Source organism: Amycolatopsis tucumanensis (assembly GCF_021654135.1).
GTDB classification, from domain to species: Bacteria; Actinomycetota; Actinomycetes; order Mycobacteriales; family Pseudonocardiaceae; genus Amycolatopsis_E; species Amycolatopsis_E tucumanensis.
In genome coordinates this window covers 184907-204495 of sequence record NZ_JAKGSD010000004.1, presented here as the reverse complement: position 1 = coordinate 204495, position 19589 = coordinate 184907, and the positions used below count along the sequence as shown (strand labels likewise).

General features: G+C 71.6%; 19 protein-coding genes and 1 other RNA gene. 6 read left to right on the top strand and 14 right to left on the bottom strand.

The window, feature by feature from the left end; translation table 11 throughout:
• Nucleotides 1-17: 17 nt before the first annotated feature.
• From L2C96_RS07340 to L2C96_RS07325, 4 genes are all read right to left on the bottom strand, one after another.
• Nucleotides 18-1682, bottom strand: a complete 1665-nt coding sequence (locus tag L2C96_RS07340; RefSeq protein ID WP_237335633.1) for an ABC transporter substrate-binding protein — start codon at nucleotides 1680-1682, stop codon at nucleotides 18-20.
• Between the two features lie 138 nt (nucleotides 1683-1820).
• Nucleotides 1821-2378: a uridine kinase family protein gene (locus L2C96_RS07335; RefSeq protein ID WP_237335650.1), complete on the bottom strand. Its 558-nt coding sequence runs from the start codon at nucleotides 2376-2378 to the stop codon at nucleotides 1821-1823.
• Between the two features lie 14 nt (nucleotides 2379-2392).
• On the bottom strand, nucleotides 2393-2989 hold the full coding sequence (gene recR / locus L2C96_RS07330) for a recombination mediator RecR (RefSeq protein WP_017985548.1): 597 nt from the start codon (nucleotides 2987-2989) through the stop codon (nucleotides 2393-2395).
• A 9-nt stretch (nucleotides 2990-2998) separates the two neighbouring features.
• Nucleotides 2999-3367 (bottom strand): YbaB/EbfC family nucleoid-associated protein, encoded by a 369-nt coding sequence (locus L2C96_RS07325; RefSeq protein ID WP_027936203.1) that lies wholly within the window; start codon nucleotides 3365-3367, stop codon nucleotides 2999-3001.
• A 60-nt stretch (nucleotides 3368-3427) separates the two neighbouring features.
• Between L2C96_RS07325 and L2C96_RS07320 the strand changes: the two genes are divergently transcribed.
• The gene (locus L2C96_RS07320) at nucleotides 3428-4252 is read left to right on the top strand and encodes an N-acetylmuramoyl-L-alanine amidase (protein WP_237335632.1); all 825 of its coding nucleotides are present in this window, start codon (nucleotides 3428-3430) and stop codon (nucleotides 4250-4252) included.
• A gap of 627 nt (nucleotides 4253-4879) precedes the next feature.
• Here the strand turns inward: L2C96_RS07320 and L2C96_RS07315 are convergent.
• Complete coding sequence (locus tag L2C96_RS07315; protein ID WP_237335631.1) at nucleotides 4880-6979, bottom strand: DNA polymerase III subunit gamma and tau; 2100 nt, start codon at nucleotides 6977-6979, stop codon at nucleotides 4880-4882.
• Between the two features lie 50 nt (nucleotides 6980-7029).
• On the opposite strand from L2C96_RS07315, the gene L2C96_RS07310 reads away from it, so the two are divergent.
• Entirely contained in the window at nucleotides 7030-7740 is a 711-nt protein-coding gene (locus L2C96_RS07310) for a class I SAM-dependent methyltransferase (protein ID WP_237335630.1), read from the top strand.
• 126 nt (nucleotides 7741-7866) lie between these two features.
• Here L2C96_RS07310 and ffs read toward each other — a convergent pair.
• The 5 genes from ffs to L2C96_RS07285 all read right to left on the bottom strand — a co-directional run bounded on the left by ffs (nucleotide 7867) and on the right by L2C96_RS07285 (nucleotide 13369).
• Nucleotides 7867-7963, bottom strand: an RNA gene (gene ffs / locus L2C96_RS07305) — signal recognition particle sRNA small type.
• Between the two features lie 8 nt (nucleotides 7964-7971).
• A complete protein-coding gene (locus tag L2C96_RS07300; RefSeq protein ID WP_237335629.1) occupies nucleotides 7972-9819 on the bottom strand; it encodes an ArnT family glycosyltransferase in 1848 nt (615 codons plus the stop codon).
• A gap of 15 nt (nucleotides 9820-9834) precedes the next feature.
• Entirely contained in the window at nucleotides 9835-11067 is a 1233-nt protein-coding gene (locus tag L2C96_RS07295; RefSeq protein ID WP_027935902.1) for a bifunctional glycosyltransferase family 2/GtrA family protein, read from the bottom strand.
• Nucleotides 11068-11145: 78 nt separating this feature from the next.
• Nucleotides 11146-12642: a sensor histidine kinase gene (locus tag L2C96_RS07290; RefSeq protein WP_237335628.1), complete on the bottom strand. Its 1497-nt coding sequence runs from the start codon at nucleotides 12640-12642 to the stop codon at nucleotides 11146-11148.
• A complete protein-coding gene (locus L2C96_RS07285; protein WP_272882129.1) occupies nucleotides 12620-13369 on the bottom strand; it encodes a response regulator transcription factor in 750 nt (249 codons plus the stop codon). Before L2C96_RS07285 ends, L2C96_RS07290 begins: the two co-directional genes overlap by 23 nt.
• Before the next feature lie 177 nt (nucleotides 13370-13546).
• Between L2C96_RS07285 and L2C96_RS07280 the strand changes: the two genes are divergently transcribed.
• On the top strand, nucleotides 13547-14134 hold the full coding sequence (locus L2C96_RS07280; protein WP_237335627.1) for a hypothetical protein: 588 nt from the start codon (nucleotides 13547-13549) through the stop codon (nucleotides 14132-14134).
• An 89-nt stretch (nucleotides 14135-14223) separates the two neighbouring features.
• Here L2C96_RS07280 and L2C96_RS07275 read toward each other — a convergent pair whose 3' ends face one another.
• The gene (locus L2C96_RS07275; RefSeq protein ID WP_020418254.1) at nucleotides 14224-14475 is read right to left on the bottom strand and encodes a DUF397 domain-containing protein; all 252 of its coding nucleotides are present in this window, start codon (nucleotides 14473-14475) and stop codon (nucleotides 14224-14226) included.
• 203 nt (nucleotides 14476-14678) lie between these two features.
• Between L2C96_RS07275 and L2C96_RS07270 the strand changes: the two genes are divergently transcribed.
• Together L2C96_RS07270 and L2C96_RS07265 are read left to right on the top strand one after the other, a co-directional pair.
• Nucleotides 14679-15122 carry a hypothetical protein gene (locus tag L2C96_RS07270; protein WP_237335626.1) on the top strand — a complete coding sequence of 148 codons (444 nt, stop codon included), beginning with the start codon at nucleotides 14679-14681 and terminating at the stop codon, nucleotides 15120-15122.
• Nucleotides 15119-15283, top strand: a complete 165-nt coding sequence (locus L2C96_RS07265) for a hypothetical protein (protein ID WP_020418256.1) — start codon at nucleotides 15119-15121, stop codon at nucleotides 15281-15283. The genes L2C96_RS07270 and L2C96_RS07265 overlap by 4 nt, the downstream gene beginning before the upstream one ends.
• Nucleotides 15284-15384: 101 nt before the next feature.
• Here L2C96_RS07265 and L2C96_RS07260 read toward each other — a convergent pair whose 3' ends face one another.
• Nucleotides 15385-16230, bottom strand: a complete 846-nt coding sequence (locus L2C96_RS07260; RefSeq protein ID WP_308191140.1) for an SAM-dependent methyltransferase — start codon at nucleotides 16228-16230, stop codon at nucleotides 15385-15387.
• Between the two features lie 34 nt (nucleotides 16231-16264).
• Entirely contained in the window at nucleotides 16265-17122 is an 858-nt protein-coding gene (locus L2C96_RS07255; RefSeq protein WP_027935906.1) for a helix-turn-helix domain-containing protein, read from the bottom strand.
• 219 nt (nucleotides 17123-17341) lie between these two features.
• Here L2C96_RS07255 and gnd point away from each other — a divergent pair, with 219 nt between their 5' ends.
• Nucleotides 17342-18781, top strand: coding sequence for an NADP-dependent phosphogluconate dehydrogenase (gene gnd / locus L2C96_RS07250; protein WP_020418259.1), 1440 nt, complete (start codon nucleotides 17342-17344; stop codon nucleotides 18779-18781).
• A gap of 81 nt (nucleotides 18782-18862) precedes the next feature.
• Here gnd and L2C96_RS07245 read toward each other — a convergent pair whose 3' ends face one another.
• Nucleotides 18863-19579 carry a Clp protease N-terminal domain-containing protein gene (locus tag L2C96_RS07245; RefSeq protein WP_237335625.1) on the bottom strand — a complete coding sequence of 239 codons (717 nt, stop codon included), beginning with the start codon at nucleotides 19577-19579 and terminating at the stop codon, nucleotides 18863-18865.
• Nucleotides 19580-19589 lie beyond the last annotated feature (10 nt).

Sequence of the window (19589 nt, the reverse complement as noted above, 5' to 3'; positions counted from 1 at the left end):
GCCCTCGGTGGCGGAACTCAGCCCTTGGTGACCGTGTAGAAGCGCTCGTCGGTCAGCGGGGTCGGGATCAGGCCCTGGACATCGGACCGCACCACGATCCCCGGCGGCGACGACGAGATCGGGACCGCCGGGACGTACTGCGAGATCAGCACGCTGGCGCTCTCGTAGGCCGACTTCTTGGTCTCCGGCGTCGTCTGGGCGTCGGCGTTGGACAGCGCGTCGAAGATCTGCGGGTTGTCGAAGCCGAACTCCGGCTTGGTGCGCCCGAAGAACGTGCCGACGAAGTTGCCCGGGTCGGCGTAGTCACCGGTCCAGCCGAGCAGGTGCAGGTCGTGCTTGCCCGCCTTCTGCACGGAGTCCTTGTACCCGCCGTTCCACGGCTCCTGGACCACGTTGACCTTGATGCCGACGGCCTTCAGGTCGTCGGTGATCGCGGCGGCGATGTCCACCGGGTTCGGCATGTAGGGCCGGGTGACCTCGGTCGGGACGTAGAAGTTCAGCGTCAGGTCGCTCGCGCCGGCCTCGGCCAGCAACTGCCGGGCGGTGTCGGCGTTGTAGCTGTGCTTCTCCACCGCGGGGGTGTAGCCGGGCACGTTGTTCGGCAGGAACTGGTCCTGCGGGTAGGCGCCGGACGGCATCCGGTTCTTGACCAGCTGGTCCTTGTTGATCGCGAACTCGATCGCCTTGCGGACCCGCACGTCCTGCAGCTTCGGGTTGTTCTTCTGGTTGATGCCGAGATACAGGATGTTGAAGGCGGGCCGGATCAGGACCTGGTCGCCTGCCTGCTTGAGCGAGTTGTAGTCCGCCGGGCTCGGGAAGTCGTAGCCGTCGATGGTGCCCGCGGCCAGCTCCTGCTTACGGGCGTTCTCGTCCGGGATGATCTTGAAGATCAGCCTGGCCGTCTTGGCCTTCTCGCCCCAGTAGTCCTCGTTGCGGACCAGGGTGATCGTGTTGTTGGCCTTGTCGAAGCTCTCGAACTTGTACGGCCCGGTGCCCGTCGGGTGGTCCGTGGCGTAGGCCGGGTAGGTGAACGCCTCACCGCTCTGGGTCACGTTGTCGGCGTCGTACTTCTTCAGCGCGTCCGGGCTCGACATGGACAGCGAGGTCAGGCCGAACGCGTCCGGGAAGGCGCCCTTGGCCTTGTTGAGGTTGAGGACGGCGGTGTGCTCGTCCTTGGCCTCGCAGCTCTTGTAGACCGGGTCGCCGCTGATGTCGCCTTCGTTCTGCGCGAAGCCCTCGAAGACGTCGCCGTAGTAGATCATCTGGCTCTGGGCGGCGGCGCCCTTCATGTTGTACCAGCGGTCGAAGTTGAAGCAGACCGCCGCGGCGTTGAACGGGGTGCCGTCGTGGAACTTGACGCCCTGCCGCAGCGTGAAGGTCCAGGTGGTGTTGCCGTTGCTCGGCGTCCACGCCGTGGCCAGGCCGCCCTCCAGTTCGGTGGTGCCCGGCTTGTAGGTGACCAGGGTGTCGAACATCTGGCGGGCGGGGCGGAAGCTTTCGCCGTCGTCGTTGAAGATCGGATCGAAGTTCTTCGGGGCACCGGCCGCGCCGAAGATGAAGGTGTCGCTGGCGCTGTCGCCCGAGCCGCGCTCGGAAGCGCAAGCGGCCGTCGTGACCGCGAGGGCGCCGGCAAGCCCGATCAGGGCGATGCGGCGCAACCCAACTGCCCGCGTTGGGAGCATGGTGGCACTCCTAGGAGAAAGTTCGGGTACGTGATCGACGACCCTAGTCCGCATGTTGGGAATTCGTTAAGCGCGTGAGGTTACGATCGCGCTACGTCAAACCGGACGTGCGAACACATTTGGCTTACGGGGTTACGTTCAGTGCTCACCCTGCGTAAGTTCGGACGAAAGTACTAGGCCGTTCGGGTGTACGTACTGGTGGGTAAGGTCAACGGCGAACCAACCACATTCGAACCGCTGCCACGCGGTCAGCGGGCCTCGAATGCCCTCGCCGTCCCTCGACACTGCCCGTTCGAGCCGAGTTTCGGGGTCCGGGCCCGCGACCCAGCACAGCGCGGACAACCGGGGCCGGATCGAGGCGCGGCCGGAGGACACCCCTTCGAGGACGACTACGTCGACCGGGTGAACCGTGCGGACGGGCCCCGGCCGCGGCTCACCGGTGGTCCAGTCCAGCGGGCGGTAGACGGCGGGACAGCCCGCGGCGAGTGGGTCGAGGACCTCGGAGACGAGCCGCGGCCACCAGGCGACCGGGTCGTCCCACGTCGCGTAGTGGTCGGTGGCGACGACCGCGGTCGCCGCGCCGCGTGCCCGGAAGTCGGCGGCGAGTCGCGCCGCGAAGGTGGTCTTGCCCGCGCCGGACGGGCCGTCGACGGCGACCAGCCGGACCCGCCCGCAGCGGGGCGGGCCGGCCAGCACGTCGTCGGCCAGTGTCAAAGGGCGCGGCGGCCGGAGAGGGCGCGGCCGAGGGTGAGCTCGTCGGCGAACTCGAGGTCGCCGCCCATCGGCAGACCGGACGCGAGCCGGGTGACGGTCAGGCCGGGGAAGTCCCGCAGCATCCGCACCAGATAGGTCGCGGTGGCCTCGCCCTCGGTGTTCGGGTCGGTCGCGATGATCACCTCGGTGACCTGTTCCGCGCCGAGCCTGGCCAGCAGCTCGCGGATGCGCAGCTGGTCCGGGCCGATGCCGGACAGCGGGTCGAGCGCGCCGCCCAGCACGTGGTAGCGGCCCTTGAACTCGCGGGTGCGCTCGACGGCGAGCACGTCCTTGGGTTCCTCGACCACGCAGATCAGCGACGTGTCACGCCGGGCGTCCCGGCAGATGCGGCACTGCTGCTGTTCGGAGACGTTGCCGCAGATCTCGCAGAACTGCACGCCCTCGCGGACCTTGCCGAGCACGTCCTGCAGCCGGGCGATGTCGGCCGGGTCGGCGGCGAGCAGGTGGAACGCGATCCGCTGCGCGCTCTTCGGACCGATGCCGGGCAGGTGTCCCAGCTCGTCGATCAGGTCCTGGACTACGCCTTCGTACAACGGGGCCCGCTACTTCAGGCCGGGCAGACCGAGTCCGCCGAGGTCGGGCATGCCGCCGCCACCGCCGAGGGCGCCGGCGACCGGGCCGAGCTTCTCCTCGGTGAGCTTCTGGGCGCTGCTCATCGCGTCCCGCACCGCGGCGACCACCAGGTCGGCGAGCGTCTCGGTGTCGTCAGGGTCGACCGCCTTCGGGTCGATCTGCAGGGACTTCAGCTCCATGCCGCCGGTGACGGTCGCCTTGACCAGGCCACCGCCGGAGGTGCCGGTCACCTCGGTGCGGGCGAGCTCCTCCTGCGCGGCGACGAGCTGCTGCTGCATCTGCTGCGCCTGCTGCAGGATGGCCTGCATGTCGGGCATTCCACCGCCGGGTTGCACCATGATCCCCGTTTCGTCGTGCTGTCCTGTGGGTCCCAGCGTAGCTCGGTCGGCTGTGGCACCGTGTTCGCCGTGCGCAGTCTCGTGGGGTTGGTGTTGAGCGGGGTGCTGCTGGTCGCTGGGTGCTCGTCGCCCGCGCCGCCACCGCCCGTTCCATCCGCGGCGGCGCGGGTGTCTTCGGTCCCCGCACCGGTGTCGTCGTCGGTGGCCTCGTCGGTCGCCCGGGAGCCGGTGACGGTGGTGCTGGACCCCGGGCACAACGGCGGCAACGCGCGGCGGCCGGACGTGATCAACGCCCCGGTGCCCGCCGGACGCGGCGAGACGAAGCCGTGCAACACGACGGGCACCGCGACCGACCGGGGGTACGCGGAGCACGCGTTCAACTGGGACGTGGCGCAGCGGGTGGGTTCGCTGTTGGAGGCGCAGGGGGTGCGGGTGGTCTACACGCGCGCCGACGACACCGGGGTGGGCCCGTGCGTGAACGAACGGGCGGCGATCGGAAACCGAGCCGGCGCGGCGGCGGTGGTGTCGATCCACGCGGACGGCGCGACGTCGGCGGGCGCCCGGGGCTTCCACGTGGCGTACTCGGCACCCCCGCTGAACGCGGCGCAGGGCGCGCCGTCGGTGGAGCTGGCCGAGGCGGTGCGGTCGGGTTTGCTCGCCGGGGATTTCCCGTTGTCCAACTACCTGGGGTCCGACGGCTTGGCCCCGCGGGATGATCTGGCCGGGTTGAACCTGTCGGAACGCCCCGCGGTCCTGGTGGAGTGCGGGAACATGCGAAACGCCGCGGAGGCCGCGACGATGTCCAGTGTGGACGGACGAGCCCGCTACGCCACGGCGATCGCTTCCGGGGTGGTGGCTTTCTTGCGGGAGCACGCGGGTTTCTGATCGCTGGGCGGGTTTGGCTCGTTCCAGGGCATGCCCCACTCCGTGGGGCCAGCGGCTCCGGCCCGCATCCGCAGCCTCTATCCCACGCCACGCGCGGCTCCCGCCGCCTTCCCCACTTCGTGGGGCCAGCAATTCCAGCCCGGCAAGCCAGCCTGCCCACCGCGCAGCACTGGCCCGCTCCCGCGCCCACCAGCCCCACGCCGTTGGCCCCCTGCCGCGGAAGCGGCGCCACGCGCGGAGTCCGCGGCGCTTCGCGCAGCCCCACTCCGTGGGGGCCACCAGCCCTGGCAAGCCGCCGTCGCACAGCACACCGCGTTGGCCCGCTCCCGCAGCCGCCAGGCCACACCGGGCGCGGCTCCCGCAGCCCTGTACGCAGCCACCGCGCAGCGTGAATCCACTCCCGCAGCACCAGCCCCCACCGGGTGCCGCCCCCGCAGCCACCGCAGCGTTGGCCGCTCCGCGGCCGCCAGTCCACCGGGTGCGGCCCCCGCAGCCCTTCACGCAGCCACCGCGCACCGTGAATCCACTCCCGCAGCACCAGCCCCCGCCGGGTGCCGCCTCCGCAGCCACCGCGCAGCGTGGGTCCACTCCGTGGCCGCCAGCGCGCGGCCTTCCCCGCCGCGGGGGTCAGTCGATCGGCTGTGCGCCCAGGTGTTCGGCCAGCAGGCGGCGCGCCTGTTCCTCCGGGTCGTTCTGCGGTGCGGGCGCGATGTCCGGCACCGGGCCGCCCGTTTCGGCCATCATCGATTCCTCGTCGTCCGGCTCGGGCGGGAGGGGGATGTCGTCCGCGGGCTCCGGGGGCGGCTGCGGCGCCCTCGGCGCGGGCTCGGGCGGTGGGGCCGGGGCGGCCGCCGGCGTCGGGCGCTGGAAGGTTCGCTGTTGCTGCTGCGGGGCCTCCCGCGTGGGCGGGTTCGGGCGCGGGCTCGGGCCGCCGTCGCGGCGGGCCGAACCTCCTCCTCCGCCACCGCCGTGCACGCACCGCACCTGCCACGTTCCGCCAAGCACCTCGTGCAGCGCGCCGGCGATGAAGTCAGCGTTGCGCGGCTCCGACAACCGCCGCGCGAGGGGCTCCGCGCTGTGCGCCAGCACGACCGTCGAACCCTCGACGCTCTGCACCGTCGCGTTGATCATCATCGCTTCGGTGCTGCGGCTCGTCTTGCGGATGGCGGCCAGCAGGTCCGGCCAGACCCGGCGGATCGCGGCCGCGTCGATCCCGCCCGGCGCGGGCGCCCCGGCGGGAGCCTCGTCGGGGACCGCGGGCTCGGTGGGGCGCCGCACCGGCGCCTCCGGCGCCGCGGGACCGGCAGCAGGACCGGCAGCAGGACGCGACGCCGCCGGAGCCGGGCGCGCAGCCGCGGGCTCCGGCGCGGCGGTCGGCTCAGTGGCCCGGCGGACCGGTGCTTCCGGCGCCGGACGGGCAGCAGCCTCAGCGGCCGGCCGTGACGGCGCGGCAGCCACCTCGGCGGCGGCCGCCGGAGCCGCCGCGCGTTGCGACGGCCGCTGGAACCGCTCGGGTGCGGCAGCGGCGACCTGCCCATCAGCGGCGGGCAGGCTTCCCCCGCCGCTCACGGTGACCCGCCGCTCCAGGCGCTCCAACCGCTGCAGCACCGCCGCTTCGCTTTCCGACGCCGACGGCAGCAGCATCCGGGCGCACAACAGCTCCAGCAGCAGCCGCGGCGCGGTGGCGCCCCGCATCTCCAGCAGGCCGTTGTGCACGATCTCCGCGTACCGGGTCAGCGTCGCCAGGCCTGCGCGCTCGGCCTGCGCCGTCATGCGGTCCAGCTCGTCCGCGGGCGCCGACACCAGGTTGCGCGCCGCCGCGTCCGGGACCGACCGCAGCAGCACCAGGTCACGCAGCCGGTCGAGCAGGTCGCTGGCGAAGCGTCGCGGCTCGTGCCCGGCCTCGACCAGGCGCTCGACCGTTCCGAACACCGCAGCCGAGTCGTCCGCGGCGAGGCCGTCGATCATGTCGTCGATCAGCGCCGAGTCGGTGACGCCGAGCAGCGAGATGGCCCTGTCGTAAGTCACGCCGTCCGGGCCCGCGCCGGCCAGCAGCTGGTCCAGCACCGACTGGGTGTCACGCGCCGAACCACCGCCCGCGCGGATCACCAGCGGGTACACGGCCGGGTCGACGTGGATGCCCTCGGCCGCGACGTTGCGCTCCAGCAGGTCGCGCATCGCGCTCGGCGGGATCAGCCGGAAGGGGTAGTGGTGCGTCCGCGACCGGATGGTGGGCAGCACCTTGTCCGGTTCGGTGGTCGCGAAGATGAAGATCAGGTGCTCCGGCGGCTCCTCGACGATCTTCAGCAGGGCGTTGAAACCCTGCGTCGTGACCATGTGGGCCTCGTCGATGATGAACACCCGGTACCGCGACTCGGCAGGCGCGTAGAAGGCGCGGTCGCGCAGCTCGCGGGCGTCGTCGACACCACCGTGGCTGGCCGCGTCGAGCTCGGTGACGTCGATGCTGCCCGGCCCCTCGGGCGCCAGCGCGCGGCACGAATCGCACTTGCCGCACGGGTCCGGGGTGGGGCCTTCGACGCAGTTCAGCGAGCGGGCCATGATGCGCGCGCTGGACGTCTTGCCGCAGCCGCGCGGCCCGCTGAACAGGTACGCGTGGTTGATGCGGCCCGCGGTGAGGGCGGCGCGCAGCGGTTCGGTGACGTGCTCCTGCCCGACGACCTCGGCGAAGGTCGCCGGACGGTACTTGCGGTAGAGAGCCAGGGCCACGAGGCGAGAGTACCGGCCGCCACCGACAAGCTCGGACTAGCCTGCTGGGCGTGACCCGCCGCTTCTACGACCGGCTGGCCGCGGACTACCACCGCATCTACGCGGACTGGCCGTCGAGCGTCCGCCGTCAGGGCGAAGCGCTGCACCGGCTGCTGGGCGGCTCCCCGCGGCGGGTGCTGGACTGCGCGTGCGGCATCGGCACCCAGGCCCTGGGCCTGGCCGCACAGGGCCACGAGGTGGTGGGCACCGATCTCAGCCCCGGCGCGCTGGCCCGGGTGCCGGACCTCCCGGTCGCCGCCGCCGACATGCGCGCCCTGCCGTTCCCGGACGCGACCTTCGACGCGGTGGTGTGCGCCGACAACTCACTCCCACACCTGCTGACGCCCGAGGACGTGCGACGGGCGCTCACCGAAATGCACCGCGTCCTCCGCCGAGGCGGCCGGCTGATCCTGAGCACCCGCGACTACGACGAGGCGAGACGCACCCACCCCGCCGCCACACCCCCATCAGTGCACGAGGCCCCGGACGGCCGCACGATCACGTTCCAACTCTGGCACTGGCACCCAGACGGCGAGCGCTACGACGTCGAACTGTTCCAGGTGTTCCCGAACTTGACGACGAAGGTCCACACGACGACGTACTGGGCGATCACCCGCGCCGAGCTGCAGGACCTGGTCGACGTGGCTGGATTCTCCGGACCGATGTGGCACGAACCTGAGGAGAGCGGATTCTTCCAGCCGGTCCTGACGGCCGAAACCTGAGCTGGTCCAAACCCAACGCGCCCAGCGCTCGCCAGGCCGAGGAGCTCGCACCGTGGGGGCCCGGGGGGTCGCCCCCCGAAAAAACACAGTGGACGAAGTCCCCTTTCAAGAAGGGCGAGGCCCTTCATGAAAGGGGACCCCCGCACCCGTCAGAGCCTGCTTATCCTTGCTGCCTTCCGGCCCTGGGGAGGTTCACAGGATGGACGCCGCGGGGGTCCGCCTTCAGTGTACTCAACCGGTCGTCGCACCTGTCGTCAGGTCGTAGACCGTGCTGCCGCCCACCGTCTGAGCTGTGAAGTTCTCCGCCACCCACTGCGCGATCTCGCCGGAGCCGCCGCGGCCCATGCCGCCGGAGACGTAGTACGTGATCTCGCCGCGGGCGACGTACTGCTGGAACTCCGCCAGCGTCGGTGCGGGGTCGCCGCCGTTGAAGCCGCCGATGGCGATCACCGCGGTGTCCGAGTTCAGCGCGAGGCCGGCCGCGGACTGGGAGCCGTTGGTCGCCGCGGACCACTTGGTGCTGGTCTGCCGGAGCAGCGCGATCAGTTCGGCCGACTCGGCTCCTGCCCGGTCGCCGAAGCCCATCGAGTTGCCGGACGGCCCGGACGTCGGGATGGACCCGGTGTGCCCCTGGCTCGCGGTGACCACGGCGTACGCCCCTGGCGCGAGCAGCCCGGTGATCACCCCGGCGACGGCGAGCACGATCCCCGCGCGCCGGATCCGGTCCAGCCCGAACAGCAGCCCGGCCACCACCAGCGCGGTCAGCACCAGCAGCACCCACCTCAGCCACGGCTGCCAGGACGGCGTCCGCGCCAGCAGGATGAAGTCCCACACACCGGTCGCCGCGAGCATCAGCGCCAGCACGATCCGCGCGGCGAAGTTGTGCCGTCCGCGCCACAGTTCCACCGCGCCGATGCCGACCAGCCCGGCGATGCCCGGGGCGAGCGCCACCGTGTAGTACGGGTGGATCGTGCCGCTCATGAAGCTGAACACCAGCGCGGTGACGACCGTCCAGCCGCCCCACAGCAGCAGCGCGGCACGCGTCCGGTCCAGGCGCGGCGCGAACCGGGTGAACCACAGCCCGGCGGCCAGCGCGATCAGCGCGGCGGGCAGCAGCCACGAGATCTCCACCCCGAACGCGGCGCCGAACATGCGGAACAGGCCGGTCTCGCCGCCGAACATGGTGTTGCCGCCCATGCCGCCACCACCGCCACCGTTGCCGTCGCCGCCGAAGATGCGGCCGAGGCCGTTGTAGCCGAACGCCAGCTCCAGCGGCGTGTTGTCGGTGGACCCGCCGATGTAGGGCCGGGACTCGGTGGGCCACAGCGCGACGGCGACGATCCACCACCCGGTCGCGACGACGAGCGCGACCGCGGCGTAAACCAGCTGCAGCAGCCGCCTGCCCAGCCCGGTCGGCGCCGCGACCAGGTACACCAGCGCGAACGCGGGCAGCACCAGGAACGCCTGCAGCATCTTGGTGAGGAACCCGAACCCGAGCGCGGCGCCGGCGAGCATCAGCCAGACGGTGCTCGCCCGGTCCAGCGCCCGGACAGTGCAGTACGCGCCGGCCACCATCAGCAGCACCAGCAGCGCGTCCGGGTTGTTGAACTTGAACATCAGCGCCGCGACCGGCGTCAGCGCGAGCGCCGCCCCGGCGATCAGCCCGGCCAGCGGACCCGATGTGCGCCGCACCGCGGCGTACAGCAGCGCCACCGAACCCACGCCGCACAACGCGTTGGGCAGCAGCATGCTGAAGCTGGAGAAGCCGAGCAGCCGCCCGGACAGCGCCATCAGCCACAGCGACGCGGGCGGTTTGTCGACGGTGATGACGTTGCCCGGGTCCAGCGACCCGAAGAACAGCGCCTCCCAGTTCTTCGTGCCCGCCTGCACGGCCATGGCGTAGAAGTCGTTGGCGTACCCGGACGCGCTCAGGTTCCACAGGTACAGCGCGGCGGTCGCGACCAGCAGGACGGCGACCGACGGCCGGACCCACGGCGGACGGCCCGCGGTCCGCGTTCGCGCCGCGGCGGGGACCGGCCCGAGGCGGGCCGGATCGGAGGAAACAGCCGCAGTCGACATGTCGAGTCGGTTCTCCTATCGGTTCTTTCGGAAGACCCAGTTGCGGAACAGCAGGAACCGCAGGACGGTCGCGGCCAGGTTGGCCAGCACGAGCACCACCAGCTCGGCGAACCGGCCCGGTTCGGCGCCGGCGTGCAGGAGCGCGAGTGATCCGCTGGTCAGCGCCAGCCCGAGCCCGAAGACGATCAGGCCTTCGAACTGGTGCCGCCCCGCGCCCTTCGACCCGCGCACGCCGAAGGTGAACCGCCGGTTGGCCGCGGTGTTGGCGACCGCGGTGACCAGCAACGCGATCAGGTTCGCGGCCTGCGCGCCGACGCCGGTGCGGAGCAGGACGTAGAGCACCAGGTAGGCCAGGGTGCTGCCGACGCCGATCGCGGCGAACCGGACGAGCTGCCTGGCCAGTTTCGGCGGGACGCCGGGTTCGGTGACGGCGATCGGGTGCCTCCCCAGCTGGGCGCGGATCTGGCTGATGGGCAGGGTGCCGCGGGCGAAGCCGCGGATCATCCTGGCGACGCCCTTGAGGTCCGCGGTGGCGGTGGCGACGATGTCGACCGACGAGTTCGGGTCGTCCACCCAGTCCACCGGCACCTCGTGGATGCGCAGGCCGGAGCGCTGCGCGAGGACGAGCAGCTCGGTGTCGAAGAACCAGCCGGTGTCCTCGACCAGCGGCAACAGCTCGCGGGCGACCTCGGCGCGGATCGCCTTGAAGCCGCACTGCGCGTCGGTGAACCGGGCGGCCAGCGCGCCGCGCAGGATCAGGTTGTAGCAGCGCGAGATGAACTCGCGCTTGGGCCCGCGCACCACCCGGGCGCCGCGGGCCAGCCGGGAGCCGATCGCCAGGTCGGAGTGCCCCGAGATGAGCGGCGCGACCAGCGGGAACAGCGCGGCGAGGTCGGTGGACAGGTCGACGTCCATGTAGGCCAGCACCTGGGCGTCGGAGGCGGACCAGACGGCGTTGAGCGCGCGGCCGCGGCCCTTCTGGTCCAGGTGCCGCACCTCGACCTCGGGCAGCTCGGCGGCGAGCGCCCGCGCGATCGACAGCGTCGAGTCGGTGCTCGCGTTGTCGGCGACGGTGATGCGGAACGGGTAGGGCAGCGCGTCGGAGAGGTAGGTGTGCAGGCGGCGCACGCAGGGCGCGAGGTCGGTCTCCTCGTTGTACACGGGGACGACGACGTCGAGGACCGGGGACGTGCTCCGTTGCGGGTCGGCCGGCCGAGGTGCGGGAGAGGCGTCGGCGGAGGTCGTCATGACACCGACGGTGGCCCGCCGCGTTGTGGCGATCATGTGCCCGAGCTGTGCGGAGCCTGTGAGCGGCTCCCGAACGGGCTACCTGGGGAAACGCACCGTGAATTCGGTGTGACCCGGCTTGCTCTGGACGCCGACGCGGCCGCGGTGGGCGGCGACGACGGCGGCCACGATCGCCAGCCCGAGCCCGGTGCTGCCCGCCGCGCGGGACCGGGACGTGTCGCCGCGGGCGAACCGCTCGAACACCGTCGGCAGGACGTCCGGCGCGATGCCGGGTCCGTTGTCGGTCACCCGCAGCACGACCTCGTCGCCCTCGACGGACAGCTTGGTGGTGACCACCGTGTCCGGCGGGGTGTGGGTGCGGGCGTTGTTGAGCAGGTTGAGCACGACCTGGTGCAGCTGGTCGGCGTCGCCGACGACGGTGATCGGGTCGGCAGGCACGTCCAACTGCCACCGGTGGTCCGGCCCGGCGACGTGCGCGTCGGACACCGCGTCGGCGACGATGCGGGACAAGTCGACCGGCTCGTAGACGCGGTGCCGCCCGGAGTCCAGGCGCGCGAGCAGCAGCAGGTCCTCGACCAGGGTGGTCATCCGGGCCGATTCGGACTCGACCCGGCCCATCGCGAACGCGATGTCCGGCGGTACCTGATCACCGCTGCGCCGGGCCAGCTCGGCGTACCCGCGGATGGCCGCGAGCGGCGTGCGCAGCTCGTGGCTGGCGTCGGCGACGAACTGGCGCACCCGGCTTTCGCTGGCCTGCCGCGCGTTCAGCGCCGCGCCGACGTGCCCGAGCATCTGGTTGAACGCCGCGCCGACCTTGCCGACCTCGGTGCGGGTGTCGGTGTCCACCGGCGGCACCCGGATCGACAACGCCACCTCACCGCGGTCGAGCTGCAGCTGGGACACCTTCGATGCGGTGTCCGCGAGCCGGTCCAGCGGGCGCATGGTGCGGCGGATGGTGATCGCGCCGAGCCCGCCCGCGATGAGCAGGCCGCCGAGCGCGACCCCGCCGAAGATGAAGCCGAGCCGCCACAGCGTCTCGTTCACCTCCGCCAGCGGCAGACCGGTGATCAGCAGCGCGCCGTCGTGCGCGCGCACCGACACGACCCGGTAGTCGCCCAGGTCGCCGAGGTCGACACTGCGCCGCTTGCCGTCGGCGGGCAGCGCGAGCAGGGTGCGCAGCTCCGCGGACGGCACCGGGTCGCTGGGGAACGGGTTGTCCGAAGAAGTCGAACCCCCGCGCAGCACCCCGGCGCGCACGGCGCCGTCCGGGAAGACGACGACGGCCAGCGTGCCGATGCCCTGCCCGGGGACCCGGAGCGAGTCCGGCGGCGGCTGGTTGGGCGAGCCGTTCCAGGAGCCCGGCGGCGGCTGGCGGGTGCCGCGCTCGCTCGCGGCGGCCAGGCGGTCGTCGAGCTGGTGGTAGAGGAAGCTGCGCAGCGCGATTTCGGTGACCAGGCCGACGACCAGGCACACGAGCGCGAGCAGCGCGATGACCTGCGCGATCAGCTTGCCGCGCAGGGAGGAGGGCAGGAGCCGCCGCGGGCGGGCGTGCTCAGCCTGCCGGTTTGAGGACATACCCCGCGCCGCGCATGGTGTGGATCATCGGCTCCCTGCCCGCGTCGATCTTCTTCCGCAGGTAGGAAATGTAGAGCTCCACGATGTTGGCCTGTCCGCCGAAGTCGTAACTCCACACACGGTCCAGGATCTGGGCCTTGGACAGCACCCGCTTCGGGTTGCGCATCAGGAAGCGGAGCAGCTCGAACTCGGTCGCGGTCAGCGAGATCGGGTCGCCGCCGCGGAACACCTCGCGGCTGTCCTCGTCCAGGGTCAGGTCGCCGACCGTCAGCGTCGAGCCCTCGTTGGCGGACACCACCCGCGAGCGGCGCAGCAGCGCACGCAGCCGCAGCACGACCTCTTCCAGGCTGAACGGCTTGGTCACGTAGTCGTCGCCGCCCGCGGTCAGGCCGGCGATGCGGTCCTCGACCGCGTCCCGCGCGGTGAGGAACAGCACGGGCAGGTGCGGCGCCTCGGCACGCAGCTTGCTCAGCACCTCCAGGCCGCTGAAGTCGGGCAGCATCACGTCGAGGACGACGGCGTCCGGGCGGAAGTCGCGGGCCACGCGGACCGCCTCGGTGCCGGTGCCCGCGCTGCGGGTCTCCCAGCCCTCCATGCGCAGGGCCATCGACACCAGCTCGGCCAGTGTCTCCTCGTCGTCGACCACGAGGACGCGCACCGCCGAGCCGTCTGGGTGCTTGAGATCGGCCTTGCCCGCACCGGACGTCGCGGCGTTCATGCTGGTCATGGTCCCATCTTCGGCCGCTCCGGTGGGTCTTCCCTGTGACCCGTCTGTGTGTTCCCTGTGAGCGGTGGACGCGCACAGGGTCCGCCCACCTCGCACACAGCCTCCGCACAGCCGGGCCGCCGAACCTGTGGGGTGGCAGGGGCGGACCCTGCCGCGACCGAACGCGAAAGGGACACGATGAGCACGGAGCCGACGACCACCGAGGCACCTGCCGCCGCGTGGGGCGACCCGCAACCGCCCGCGCCGAAGTGGTCCGGCAGGAAGACCGCCATCGCCGCGGCCGTCGCGGTCGTCATCGCCGCCGTCGGCGGGGTCGCGATCTACGCGGGCACCTCGTCCGAGGCGAACCAGCAGGGCGGGATGGGTGGCTTCCCCGGCGGCGGACGCATGATGGGTGGCGCCGGCGGCACCGCGTCGATCCTGCGCGAGGCGCTGCACGGCGACTTCACGGTGTCGGCCGACGGCGGCTACGCCATCGAGCGGTTCCAGACCGGAGAGGTCAGCGCGCTGAACGCCACCTCGATCACGGTCAAGAGCAAGGACGGCTACACCCAGACCTACGTGATCGACTCCTCGACGGAGAAGGCGGGCAACCTGGCGACCGGCTCGACGGTCACGGTGCTGGCGAAGGTCTCCGGCGACACCGCGACGGCCACGTCGATCACGGACGGCTCGGCCCAGCAGGGCTTCCCCGGTGGACAGCAGGGCGGCTTCCCCGGTGGTCAGGGCGGGTTTCCGGGCGGCGGCAGCAGGCCGTCCAACTGATCCGGCAGGCGCTTCCGGGTCGTCCGGCGACCCGGAAGCGCCACTCGCCCGGATGTGGTCAATAACACACGAGTTTCGATAATCCCGGATCAGCGCAGGTCGAACTGGCCCGCCTTGACCCCTTCGAGGAAGGCCGCCCACTCGCCGGCGTCGAACACGAACACCGGGCTGCTCGCCAGCTTGGTGTCGCGGACCCCGACCAGCCCCGGCGCGGCCATGTTGACCTCCACGCAGTTCCCGCCGTTGGGCTCGCTGGCGAAGGACTTCTGCCACTTCGACTCGTCGAACAGGTGCGCCGCCGTCTGCGGGTCGTAATCCACCGGTCGCGGGTATTCCGGCATCAGTCCCTACCTCCGTGCCTGAGGTCCCGTCCCGCCGCGTGGCGAAGCGGGGCGATCCCTGGTCCTTTCGTTGGAACCACGTGGGTCCAGTCGGGTGATGCAAACTTTGACCACTCGACACTGGGATTATTCCAGGAGTAGGATTATTCCCGCCGGTCGGGTCGATCACAGACCCGAGTCGCGTGTTCTGGGGGAGGTCGACGGTGCTCGGAGTGGATGTCGCGGAGCGGCCCGCGGCCCCGTGCCGGCCGGACCCGTTCGTGGTCGTCGGCAAGGTCAACGGCCGGGACGAGGCCGCTCGCGTCGGCAGCCCGGCGGAAGCGCTTTCCCGGATGCTCGGCTGGCTCGCGGCGGACGCCGACGCCTCGGCGGTCTGGTACCTGCGCGAGGACTGGCCGGGCCCGGTCACCGTGATCGGCAGGCCGGCCCCCGGCACCGCGCGCGAGACCCGGCGCTGCGCGCACCTGTTCCCGCTCGAACCCGGCACGGTCCTGCGCGGCGCGCTGACCGCCGGCTGCGGCGCGCGCCTCCGGCTGCCGGAGATCGAATGGCTGCCCCTCGGCGCCGGCATGCCGTGCGAGCACTGCCTCGCCACGGCGGGCGTCTGCCGGAATCCCCGGCCGCTACTGGAAGGGGGACGGAGATGACCGTCCGGATCCTGACCGACTCGACGGCTCCGCACCGGAGCGAGCCCGCGGTGCACACCCCCGGCCGCCGCCGGTGGACGCTGCTGCCGCGCTCGTTCCGGCGGCACTGGCACGCGTGGCGGCACAACGCGGAACTGGCGCTGCCCCGGCCCCGCGGCTGACGGCTACCGCCCCGCCGCGCAACCGCAGCACCGCGTCGCCGAACCGGTACTCGTAGCGGCACTCCTCGCCGACCGCGGGCGGTTTCGGCAGATCCTGGCGGTCATCCCCGCTTCCGGCCCACTCCGCACCACCCGATCGACATCGACGGGTTCGCCACGAAGTTCTGCGTCACCGGGGACGGCGCCTCGTCCAGCCGCCACTGCGGCAGCCACACCACGCCCGGCTCCACCATCTCGAAGTCGCCGAAGAACGACACGATCTCGTCGTGCCGCCGGGAGAACGCGGGCGTGCCGGACTTCTCGTACAGCTCGAACGCCGCGCGGATGCTCGCCGCGTACTCCGCTGGCACGTCCAGGTCGTCGAACGTCGCGTGGGAGATCACCAGGTACGAGCCGGCGGGCAGGCGCGCGCGGTAACGGGCCAGCATTTCGCCTGCCGGCTCGGCGTTCGGGATGAAGTGCAGCGCCGCGCAGAAGATCAACGCGATCGGCCGGGTCCGGTCGAGCACTCCGGCGCCCATCGCGGCCTGCCACACGGCGTCCGGGTCGCGCTGGTCCGCGCGGACGATCGCGTGCCGCTCGGGGTCGCCCTCGCGCTCCAGTAGCAGCTGCCCGTGTGCGACGGCGACCTGTTCGCGGTCCACGTACACGCACCGGCTGCGCGGCTCGAGCGCGTCGGCGATCCGGTGCACGGTGCCGACCGTCGGCCCGCCGGAGCCGACGTCGAGGAACTGGTCGATCCCGTTGCGCACGCAGTACCGCAGGACCCGTTCCAGGAACTCCAGGTTGGCGCGCGCGATCAGGGGCGCGAACGGTACCTCGGCCAGGACCTTGTCCCCGAGGACGCGGTCCATCGCCCAGTTCCCCGTGCCGCCCAGGTAGTAGTCGTACATCCGGACGGCGTTGGGACGGTCCAGGTCCACGTTGTCCTGATCCGGTTCAGCCACGCCCAACCCCCGACAAGTTGATCTTGGTCGAAGCCTAGGCTCCCATGGCCACGCGGTACTGATCGGCCATGTTCTTCAGGAACTCGCGCGTCTCCTGCCGTTCCAGCGCCGCGCCGCGCAGGCGGTCCCACGCGTCGACGAAGAGCTGGAAGTCCTTCTGGTCGTCCAGGTAGATCCCGCCCGCCGAGTGTTCGATGTAGACGAAGTCACGGGTGCGGTCGGGGAAGCGCATGATCGTGAAGTCGTTGGGCACCGCGGCGAGCCTGGCCCCGAACGGCAGCACGTGGATGTACACGCGCTGGCGCCGGTCCAGCTCCAGCAGGTGCTCGATTTGGTCCAGCATCACGGCGGGCGCACGACCGCCGGGCGCGCGGTGCAGCGCGGCCTCGCTGATGATGAACCGGTAGTACGGCGGCTGCGGCTGGTCGAAGACGGCCTTGCGGTCCAGCCGGTTGCGCACCAGCGACGTCACGTCGGTGGCGCCGAACTCGGTGAACTGCTTGAGCATGTAGTGCTCGGACTGCAGCGGGCCGGGGATGCGCTCGCCGTGCCACGTCATGATCTCGACGGCGGCCGGCTCGAGGTCGGTGAACGTCCGGAACCAGTGCGGCACGACGGACCGGTAGCCGGACCAGGCGCCCCGCTGCCCGGCCGCGGCGCGCGCCAGGCTCATGAGCGCCTCCGACTCGTCGCCGTTGATGCCGAACGCCTCCAGCATGGTGCGCACGTCGCCGAGCTTGACGCCCACCGCGCCGGACTCGATCTTGTTGACCTTGCCCTGCGTGCACCCGAGCACTTCGGCGACCTGCTGCTGGGTCATCTTCGCGGCCAGTCGCGCGTGCCGGAGCTCGTTGCCGAGTTGCTTGCGACGGGAAGTAACGGTGCTAGCCATTGCCTATTTCCGCGCCCTCACCCGCTCCACGGCACCTCGTCCCGCCTCGTCCCCTCGTAGTGGAACCCATGACCGTACTCCATGCCGCACCGTAGCGCGGCGATGACTGGATGGAGTTTGGCAGGAAAAGTGGTTGAACGCTAGTTACTCACGCGTTCACCTGCGGGAACAGGGCTTCGCGCTAGGGTGCGGAGAGAGCTTCGAGAGGGAAGGCTGCGCATGAGCAAGAAGGCGAGCATCGGCGTCACGGGCCTGGCCGTCATGGGCCGGAACCTGGCGCGCAACCTGGCGCGGCACGGGCACACCGTCGCCCTGCACAACCGCTCGGAACAGCGCACACGCGACCTGGTGGAGCAGTTCGGCGACGAAGGCGAATTCATCCCCACCTACTCCGCGCAGGAGTTCGTGAACGCGCTCGAACGGCCGCGCAAGCTGGTGATCATGGTCAAGGCCGGCGCCCCGACGGACGCGGTCATCGAGGAGTTCGCGCCGCTGCTGGAAGAGGGCGACGTGATCGTCGACGCGGGCAACGCGCACTTCGCCGACACCCGGCGGCGCGAGGCCGCCCTGCGCGAGCGCGGGCTGCACTTCGTCGGCACCGGCGTCTCCGGCGGCGAGGAGGGCGCGCTGCACGGGCCGAGCATCATGCCCGGCGGTTCGAAGGAGTCCTACGAGTCGCTCGGCCCGCTGTTCGAGAGCATCTCGGCCAAGGTCGACGGCGACCCGTGCTGCACCCACATCGGCCCGGACGGCGCCGGGCACTTCGTGAAGATGGTGCACAACGGCATCGAGTACTCCGACATGCAGCTGATCGCGGAGTCGTTCGACCTGCTGCGCGGCGCGCTCGGGTACGAGCCGGCGCAGATCGCGGAGGTGTTCCGCACCTGGAACACCGGCAGGCTGGACTCGTACCTGATCGAGATCACCGCCGAGGTGCTGGCGCACACCGACGCCGCGACCGGCAAGCCGTTCGTCGACGTGGTCACCGACCAGGCCGAGCAGAAGGGCACCGGCCGCTGGACCGTGCAGATCGGCCTGGACCTCGGTGTGCCGATCAGCGGCATCGCGGAGGCGGTGTTCGCGCGGTCGCTGTCCGGCAGCGCGGACCTGCGCGCGGCCAGCCGTGGCCTGCCCGGCCCGTCGCGCGCCCCGCTGACCGGCGCGGCGGCGGAGACCTTCGCCGACGACGTCGAGCGCGCGCTGTACGCGTCGAAGATCGTCGCCTACGCGCAGGGCTTCAACCAGATCCAGGCGGGCGGCGCGGAGTACGGCTGGGACATCGACCTCGGCGCGCTGGCCGCGATCTGGCGCGGCGGCTGCATCATCCGGGCGAAGTTCCTGGACGACATCCGCTCCGCCTACGCGGCCGAGCCGGGCCTGCCGACGCTGCTCACCGCGGGCGACTTCCGCAAGGCCGTGGAGGACGCGCAGGACTCGTGGCGGTCGGTGATCTCCACCGCGGTCCGGCTGGGCATCCCGACGCCGGGCTTCTCGACCGCGCTGGCCTACTACGACGGCCTGCGCGCCGAGCGCCTCCCGGCCGCCCTGGTGCAGGGGCAGCGCGACTTCTTCGGCGCGCACACCTACCGCCGGGTCGACCGGGAGGGCTCGTTCCACACCCGCTGGGCCGAGGACGGCCGCCCCGAGGTCGGGGCATAGCTGGACGCGAAGCGCCGCCGTCGAGGGTGGTGACGGGGAGCCGGCCTGATCGGCGCGTGACGGGCGTCCGCGCGGCGCCCGTCACGCGTCCGGGAACATGCCCCGCAGCATCTCGCGGATCTGCCCCTCGACGGCGTCCTTCGTGATGCCGAGTTCGGTGAGCACCTCGTAGGCAGGCCCCTCGGCCTGGTCGAGCAGGGCGAGCAGCATGTGCTCGGTGCCGACGTAGTTGTGCCCCAGTCGCAGGGCTTCCCGCACCGTGAGCTGGATGACCTTGCGGCCGTCCTGGCTGAACGGGATGTGCGCGGGCAGCTCGCCGTCCACCGGCGGCGGGAGGGTCGCGTTGACCCGTTCGCCGACCGATTCCGTTGTGACGCCGAGGTTTTCCACCGCCTTCGCGGCGAGGCCGTCCCGCTCGCCGATCACGCCGATCAGGATGTGCGTGGTCTCGATCTGCTCGTTGCCGGCGCCGCGCGCCACCTTCTCGGCGTTAACGACCGCCCGGCGGGCGCGCTCGGTGAAGCGGCTGAAGGCCTCCATGCCGGCGCCGGGGGAATCCTTCGGCACGAACCGCTTCTGCGCCGCCTGCTTGGAAACGCCCATGCTGGCGCCGATCTCCGTCCACGACGCGCCGCTCCGCCGTGCCTGGTCGACGAAGTGGCCGATCAGGTGGTCGGCCACGTCGCCGAGGTGCTCACCGAGGAGCACCGCGTCGGAGAGCTGCTGGAGGGGATCGGAGTCCGGGTGCTGCCGCTTGATGGCCTCGATCAAGTCGTCAAGGCGAACTGAACTGGTCATGCGTCAACCC

Bases quoted from the DNA above. Each gene is read 5' to 3' on its own strand.
- L2C96_RS07290 (WP_237335628.1), bottom strand. From the start codon at position 12,642: ATGTCCTCAAACCGGCAGGCTGAGCACGCCCGCCCGCGGCGGCTCCTG.
- L2C96_RS07300 (WP_237335629.1), bottom strand. From the start codon at position 9,819: ATGTCGACTGCGGCTGTTTCCTCCGATCCGGCCCGCCTCGGGCCGGTC.
- L2C96_RS07295 (WP_027935902.1), bottom strand. From the start codon at position 11,067: ATGACGACCTCCGCCGACGCCTCTCCCGCACCTCGGCCGGCCGACCCG.
- L2C96_RS07325 (WP_027936203.1), bottom strand. From the start codon at position 3,367: ATGGTGCAACCCGGCGGTGGAATGCCCGACATGCAGGCCATCCTGCAG.
- L2C96_RS07340 (WP_237335633.1), bottom strand. From the start codon at position 1,682: ATGCTCCCAACGCGGGCAGTTGGGTTGCGCCGCATCGCCCTGATCGGG.
- L2C96_RS07255 (WP_027935906.1), bottom strand. From the start codon at position 17,122: ATGGCTAGCACCGTTACTTCCCGTCGCAAGCAACTCGGCAACGAGCTC.
- L2C96_RS07275 (WP_020418254.1), bottom strand. From the start codon at position 14,475: ATGCCGGAATACCCGCGACCGGTGGATTACGACCCGCAGACGGCGGCG.
- gnd (WP_020418259.1), top strand. From the start codon at position 17,342: ATGAGCAAGAAGGCGAGCATCGGCGTCACGGGCCTGGCCGTCATGGGC.
- L2C96_RS07265 (WP_020418256.1), top strand. From the start codon at position 15,119: ATGACCGTCCGGATCCTGACCGACTCGACGGCTCCGCACCGGAGCGAG.
- L2C96_RS07285 (WP_272882129.1), bottom strand. From the start codon at position 13,369: ATGACCAGCATGAACGCCGCGACGTCCGGTGCGGGCAAGGCCGATCTC.
- L2C96_RS07280 (WP_237335627.1), top strand. From the start codon at position 13,547: ATGAGCACGGAGCCGACGACCACCGAGGCACCTGCCGCCGCGTGGGGC.
- L2C96_RS07245 (WP_237335625.1), bottom strand. From the start codon at position 19,579: ATGACCAGTTCAGTTCGCCTTGACGACTTGATCGAGGCCATCAAGCGG.